A 6,215-nucleotide genomic window follows, 5' to 3' on the forward strand; every position below is an offset into this window, starting at 1 on the left:
GTGCAGGCCCCGCCGCCCCGGGCCCGGGCGGTGCGGGCCGCCGGGCCGCCGCCCGCCGTGACCCGGGCCGCCTACGGCACCCTGCCCGGCGGCGCCCCCGTCACCCGCTGGACGCTCGACTCCGGCACCGGGGTGCGCGCCGAGGTCCTCGACTACGGCGGCATCCTGCACCGGCTGGACGTCCCCGACGCGGCCGGCCGGCCCGACACCGTGGTGCTGGGCCTGGACACCCTCGACGACTACCTCGCCGACACCGCCTACCTGGGCGCCCTGATCGGCCGCTACGCCAACCGGATCGCGCACGGCCGCTTCGCCCTCGACGGCCACCCCCACCAGGTCCCGGTGAACGACCGCGGGCACGCCCTGCACGGCGGCACCGAGGGCTTCGACCGGCGCCGCTGGCGGGCCACCCCGCAGCTGTCCCCGGACGCCGCCGCGCTCCGCCTGGACCTGCGCAGCCCGCACGGCGACATGGGATTCCCCGGCACCCTCGACGTCACCGCCGTCTACACCCTCGACCGGCACGGCACGCTGCGCCTGGAGCTGACCGCCCGCGCCCGCCGGGCCACCCCGGTGAGCCTCACCCACCACGCCTACTTCAACCTCGCCGGCCCCGCCGGCGGCCCGGTGCTCGGCCACCTGCTCGCCGTCGACGCCGACGCCTACCTGCCGGTGGACACCACCGCCATCCCGCTCGGCCCCGCCGCCGCCACCGCCGGCACCCCCTTCGACTTCCGCCGGCCGCGCCCGATCGGCGAGCGGATCGGCGCGGACCACCCCCAACTGCTCGCCGCCGGCGGCTACGACCACTGCTACGTCCTCGCCCCGCCGCCGGCCGGCGATCCGCTGCGGCGCGCCGCGCGCCTGCACGACCCGCGCAGCGGCCGGCGGCTGGAGCTGTGGACCACCGAGCCCGGCCTGCAGGTGTACACCGGCAACGCGCTGGACGGGTCGCTGCGCGGACCGGACGGCACCCGGTACCTGCGGCACGGCGCGATCTGCCTGGAGGCCCAGCAGTTCCCCGACGCGCCCAACCGGCCCGACTACCCGGACCCGGTGGTGCGCCCGGGCACCGAGCGGCGCAGCACCACCGAGTTCCGCTTCCCGCACCTGCGGGCGGCGGCACCCGGACCCGGGGCGGGGTCGCGGTGACCGGCGGGCCCCGCCCGCGCCGCCCGTCCGGTGACGGCGCGTCAGCGCGAGGAGGTGCTGCTCTCGCGCACCACCACCCGGAACCCCGGGGTGATCAGCCGGCTCGGCCCGTCGTAGCGGTGCTCGATCCGCTCGACCAGGCAGCGCACCGCCAGCTCCGCGATGTGCCGCTTGTCCGGCGCGACGGTGGTCAGCGACGGGATCGCGTACTCGGCCTCCTCGACGTCGTCGAAGCCGACGATCGCGATGTCGTCCGGCACCCGCAGCCCGGCCTCGTGCGCGGCCCGCAGCGCCCCCAGCGCCAGCAGGTCGTTGAAGCAGAACACCGCGTCGGGCCGCTGCGGCAGCTTGAGCAGCCGGCGCATCGCCGAGGCGCCGTCCGGGCGGAAGTAGGCGCGCACCGGCGGCAGCAGGGCCTGGTCGACCGTCAGGCCGGCGCCCGCCAGGGCCTGCCGGTAGCCGGCCAGCCGCTGCTCGGCGGTGGCGCGCGGGGCGGGGTCCTGCCAGCCGATCGCCGCGATCCGCCGGTACCCCTCGTCGAGCAGGTGCCGGGTGACCTCGCGGGCGCCCGCGACGTTGTCGATGTGCACCCGGTCCGCGACCGGGCCCAGGTCCGCCTCGCCCAGCAGCACCAGCGGGATCTCCCGGGACCGGGAGAGCAGGGTGGCCTGGTCCAGGCCGAGCGGGCTGAGGATCACCCCGTCGATCATCGGGTCGCCCAGGCCGGAGGCGATCCGCAGCTCGGCGGCCGGGTCGCCGCCGGTGTCGTCCATCAGGACCGTGATGCCGACCCGCCGGGCCGCCGCGATGACCTCCACGGCCAGCTCCGCGAAGTACGGCGAGGGCAGCTCGGGGAAGGCCAGCGCGATCACCCCGCTGCGGCCGGTGCGCAGCCGGCGGGCCGTCAGGTTCGGCTGGTAGCCCAGTACGTCGATGGCCCGCTGGACCCGTTCCCGGGTGGCCTCGGCCACCGGCACGGTCCCGTTGACCACGTTGGACACGGTCTTGACGGACACCTGCGCCAGCTCGGCGACGTCCTTCAACCGCGGGGCCGTCGAACCGTCGGTCGGCACGGACATGCGCGCACCCCCTCCTCCAGCCGGCCGTGCGCGAGGGAGCGGGGCCGGCGCCTGCACCGCGACTACAACGTGAGAATACAAGGTCGGCCGTGATCCGCCGTCAGGACGCGGGCAACCCGCCGCGGCGCGGGGGAGCGCGGGCCCCGCCGCGGGCGGGCCGAGCGCTCCAGGAACCGCACCGCACCCCCTTCGTGCACCGCACCCCCCTTCCTGCACCGCCCCCGCCCGCTCCACCCCACCCCAGGAGCCACCATGTCCAGTCCAGGCACCACCCGCACTGCGGCCGGCGCACTCCGGCGTCCGGTCGCGCTGCTGCGGTCCGTCGTGGCCGCGCTCGCGCTCGTCGTCGCGGCGCTGATCGGCCTGCCCGCCGTCGGGCACGCGGCCGGCTCGCTGCCCTGCGACCTGTACGCCGCGGGCGGCACCCCCTGCGTCGCCGCCCACAGCACCGTGCGCGCCCTGCTCTCCTCCTACAACGGCCCGCTCTACCAGGTGACCCGGGTGTCAGACGGCGCCACCGCCGACATCGGCCTGCTGGCGCCCGGCGGCTACGCCAACGCCGGCGCCCAGGACGGCTTCTGCGCCGGCAGCAGCTGCCGGATCACCCGGATCTACGACCAGTCGGGCCGCCACAACGACCTCACGCCCGGCCCGGCCGGCACCTCCGGCATGGGCGCCGACCGCGGCGCGGACGCGAGCGAGATCGCGGTCACCGCGGGCGGCCACAAGGTCTACGGCGTCTGGATCTCGCCCGGCGTGGGGTACCGGTACACCGGCGCGGCCTCCGGCGTCGCCGTCAACGGCCAGGCCGAGGGCGCCTACATGGTGGCCAGCGGCACCCACGTCGGCGCCGCCTGCTGCTTCGACTACGGCAACGCCGAGTCGACGCCCGCGGACACCGGCAACGGCCACATGGACGCCGTCTCGATCGCCACCACCTGCTTCTTCGCGCCCTGCACCGGCGCGGGCCCGTGGGTGGAGGCCGACATGGAGAACGGCATGTTCCAGGGCGCCAACGGCTCCAACACCGCCAACGCGGGCAACAGCAGCAGCTACGTGACGGCGGTGCTGAAGGACAACGGCCAGACCAGCTACGCGCTCAAGGGCGGCAACTCGCAGTCCGGCGGCCTGAGCACCTGGTGGAACGGCGCGCTGCCCAACCGCGGCGGATACCAGCCGATGCACCAGGAGGGCGGCATCATCCTGGGCACCGGCGGCGACAACAGCAACTGGAACATGGGTACCTTCTTCGAAGGCGTCATGGTGGCCGGCTTCCCGAGCGACGCCACCGAGAACGCCGTCCAGGCGAACGTCGTCTCGGTCGGTTACGCGGGCCGGACCGACGTCCCCAACGGGCCGCAGGGCACCATCGGCGGCCCCGGCGGCCAGTGCGTCGACGTCGCCGCCGACGACACCGGGGTGAACGGCACCGGGGTGCAGCTGTGGAACTGCCAGTCCTACGCGGAGGACCAGCACTGGACCCACAACCTCGACGGTTCGCTGTCCACCCTGGCCCGGTGCCTGGACATCAACGGCAACGGGACGGCGACCGGCACCCCGGTGGAGCTGTGGGACTGCAACGGGGTGGGCGGTCAGAAGTGGGTGCAGCAGTCGGACGGTTCGCTGCTGAACCCGCAGTCGGGCCTGTGCCTGGACGACCCGAGCGGCAACACGGCGAACGGGACCAGGCTGCAGATCTGGACCTGCAACGGCAGCTCCGCCCAGAAGTTCGCGGTCAACGGCGGCGCCCCCGTGGCCGCCCCCGGTGGCCAGTGCGTCGACGTCCTCGGCGACGACAACGGCGGCAACGGCACCGCCGTCAACCTCTGGTCCTGCCAGTCCTACTCGGTCGACCAGCACTGGTTCCACAACGGTGACACCTCGCTGACGACGCTGGGCCGGTGCCTGGACATCAACGGCAACGGGACGGCGACCGGCACCCCGGTGGAGTTGTGGGACTGCAACGGGGTGGGCGGTCAGAAGTGGGTGCAGCAGTCGGACGGTTCGCTGCTGAACCCGCAGTCGGGCCTGTGCCTGGACGACCCGAGCGGCAACACGGCGAACGGGACCAGGCTGCAGATCTGGACCTGCAACGGCACTGCGGCGCAGAAGTTCGCGCTGCACTGACGCGCCGCCGGGCGCAGTCGGCGGGCACGGCGACCACACCGCCGTGCCCGCTGCCGGGACGGCCCCCGCCGACCGCCGGTCACGCCTCCTTGGCGACCGGGCCGGCCGCGGTCTCGGCGTTGCGGCGGGTCTTGGCCCAGCCGTTGCGGCCGAGCAGCATCCGGCCGACGGCGCGCCAGGAGACCACGTACAGCGACATCAGGTAGACCGGGTAGACCAGGCCCCAGCCGACCGCGCGCCAGAATCCGGTGCCGGGCTCGCACTTGCGGCGGTACAGCGGGCCCCAGACGACGAACTGGCCGACCGCCATCACGCCGTACAGCACCAGGCCGCGCCAGCCGCCGCCGGTGAGGTAGTCGGTGACCGCCTCGGGGTGGCGCTGGTAGGAGAGCAGCAGCGCCACCAGCGGGATCGGGTAGAGCAGCGCGCCGAGCAGCTGCAGCCAGGGCTGGCTGAGGAAGAAGGTCAGCTCCAGGAAGCCGGTGTTGGGGATCCGGTTGCTGCGCCAGATGGCGGGGATGTAGCCGAAGCACTGCATGACACCCTGCGCCCAGCGGGTGCGCTGGGTGAGGAAGCGCTTGGTGTCGAACAGCGCCTCCTGCTCGACGTAGGTGTCGGCGCAGAAGGAGTTGATCCAGCCGACCAGCATCAGGTGGATGCCGAGCTCGAAGTCCTCCAGCAGCCGCCCGGTCCAGGGCCGGCCGCGCTCGGCGTTCAGGTCGTCCAGCGCGGACAGCCGGACGAACTGGCCGTTGCCGCCCAGGCAGACCGAGCGGGAGGCCTTGCGGGCGTGCTGCAGCGCGGCGACCGGGGCCCGGAACTCCAGGTCCTGCATCCGGATCAGCAGCCGGCTGTACAGGTTGCGCAGCGCGCCGCCGTCGGTGGCGGGCCGGGCGTCGTCGCGGTTCATCATCCGCACCTCGATCTGCACGCCGCCGATCTCCGGGCGGCCCAGGAAGCGGCGGGCCGCGACGTGGTCCAGGCAGCCCGGCGCCGGCCGCCCGTCCGCGTCGAAGACGCCCACGACGACCCGGTGGCGGTCGAGCTGTGGCGGCAGCGCCGAGCTGAGCACGTCGTAGGCCGCGTTGAGCGCCTCGCCCTTGCCGAGCCGGGCGTTGGGGCGGCGGCGCTGGACCAGGTGGACCGCCGGGTCGTGCATCGCCGCGAGGCGGACGATGTCGCCGGTGCGGTCCTCGGAGTCGTCGTCGATCACCCAGATGTGCGCCTCCGGGCAGGACGAGCGCAGGTAGGTGATGGTGTCGCCGATGACGGCCTCCTCGTCCCGGCACGGGACGAACAGGTGCCACTGGTAGTCGGTGGCCCGGCCGGCCCGGCGCTTGCGGCGGAGCACCAGCGGGAGGATCAGCCCGAGCAGGTAGAGCGGGAAGAGGAGGCTCAGCACCATGCTGAGGTCGGACAGCAGGCCCAACGGTCCGGACGGCGTGCTGGGGCTCACTGGTGCGGGTCTCCTGGGTCGGGGGAGGACGACGGGCCGTCGGGACGGTGGTGCGCGGGCCGCGCGGGGTGCGTGCGCGGGGGTGCTGCGGGGCCCGGGGTGCAGCCGGGCCCGGACGGACGGTGCCGGCCCGGCTGCGGGGCCCGGGGTGCAGCCGGGCCCGGACGGACGGTGCCGGCCCGGTCGCCGGGGGGCGGCCGGGCCGGTGCCTGGTGGGGTCAGCCCCGGGCGCGGCTGATGCGGCTGTACCGCATCATCAGCGCGCCGCCGAGCAGCAGGGCGACGGCCAGCACGGTCACGACGATGCCGGGCACGCCGAAGCCGCCGGTGTAGGCGAGTTCACCGCCACCGAGGACAACTCCGGCGCCCACGGCGCCCTTTCCTGCCGACCCGTACACCTG

Annotated in this window: 5 protein-coding genes; 2 read left to right on the forward strand and 3 right to left on the reverse strand. The window is 74.8% G+C overall.

Annotated features, from left to right (window positions below; translation table 11 throughout):
• The gene (locus ACFW1A_RS37180) at window positions 1–1,152 is read left to right on the forward strand and encodes an aldose epimerase family protein (protein ID WP_380417476.1); all 1,152 of its coding nucleotides are present in this window, start codon (window positions 1–3) and stop codon (window positions 1,150–1,152) included.
• A 41-nt stretch (window positions 1,153–1,193) separates the two neighbouring features.
• Here the strand turns inward: ACFW1A_RS37180 and ACFW1A_RS37185 are convergent, their stop codons facing one another.
• Window positions 1,194–2,231: a LacI family DNA-binding transcriptional regulator gene (locus ACFW1A_RS37185; RefSeq protein ID WP_380417478.1), complete on the reverse strand. Its 1,038-nt coding sequence runs from the start codon at window positions 2,229–2,231 to the stop codon at window positions 1,194–1,196.
• Between the two features lie 252 nt (window positions 2,232–2,483).
• Here ACFW1A_RS37185 and ACFW1A_RS37190 point away from each other — a divergent pair, with 252 nt between their 5' ends.
• Window positions 2,484–4,358, forward strand: a complete 1,875-nt coding sequence (locus tag ACFW1A_RS37190; protein ID WP_380417480.1) for an arabinofuranosidase catalytic domain-containing protein — start codon at window positions 2,484–2,486, stop codon at window positions 4,356–4,358.
• Between the two features lie 79 nt (window positions 4,359–4,437).
• On the opposite strand, the gene ACFW1A_RS37195 is transcribed toward ACFW1A_RS37190, so the two are convergent.
• On the reverse strand, window positions 4,438–5,814 hold the full coding sequence (locus ACFW1A_RS37195; protein WP_380417482.1) for a glycosyltransferase: 1,377 nt from the start codon (window positions 5,812–5,814) through the stop codon (window positions 4,438–4,440).
• Window positions 5,815–6,032: 218 nt separating this feature from the next.
• On the reverse strand, window positions 6,033–6,215 hold a 183-nt coding region (locus ACFW1A_RS37200), incomplete at its 5' end, for a hypothetical protein (protein ID WP_380417484.1).

It is taken from the genome of Kitasatospora sp. NPDC058965 (assembly GCF_042741245.1).
Lineage (GTDB): Bacteria > Actinomycetota > Actinomycetes > Streptomycetales > Streptomycetaceae > Kitasatospora.